This window comes from Dolichospermum planctonicum (genome assembly GCF_005402965.1).
Lineage (GTDB): Bacteria > Cyanobacteriota > Cyanobacteriia > Cyanobacteriales > Nostocaceae > Dolichospermum > Dolichospermum planctonicum.
In genome coordinates, this window is record NZ_BJCF01000164.1 from 1 (window position 1) to 346 (window position 346).

Sequence of the window (346 nt, forward strand, 5' to 3'; positions counted from 1 at the left end):
CCCTTCTTCCGAAGTTACGGGGCCATTTTGCCGAGTTCCTTAGAGAGAGTTATCTCGCGCCCCTTGGTATTCTCAACCTCCCTACCTGTGTCGGTTTCGGGTACGGGTGTTCTATCTTCATCACATATACAGCTTTTCTTGGCACTTTCCTTCACCACTCGGAGTTCGTAAACCCCTCCCAAACCAATTAGGGTATGGCTATCTTTCATGCGTCCCTGCCTATGCTCCCACAGAACAGTAAGTGACTATTGACACTTTGTCCATCGACTACGCCTTTCGGCCTCGCCTTAGGTCCCGACTAACCCAGAGTGGACGAACCTGGCTCTGGAACCCTTAGGGTTTCGGG

The 346-nt window shown here is 51.7% G+C and carries 1 rRNA gene; it reads right to left on the reverse strand.

Annotated features, from left to right (window positions below):
- Positions 1 to 346, reverse strand: a 23S ribosomal RNA gene (locus tag FFO06_RS20900); the annotation flags it as partial.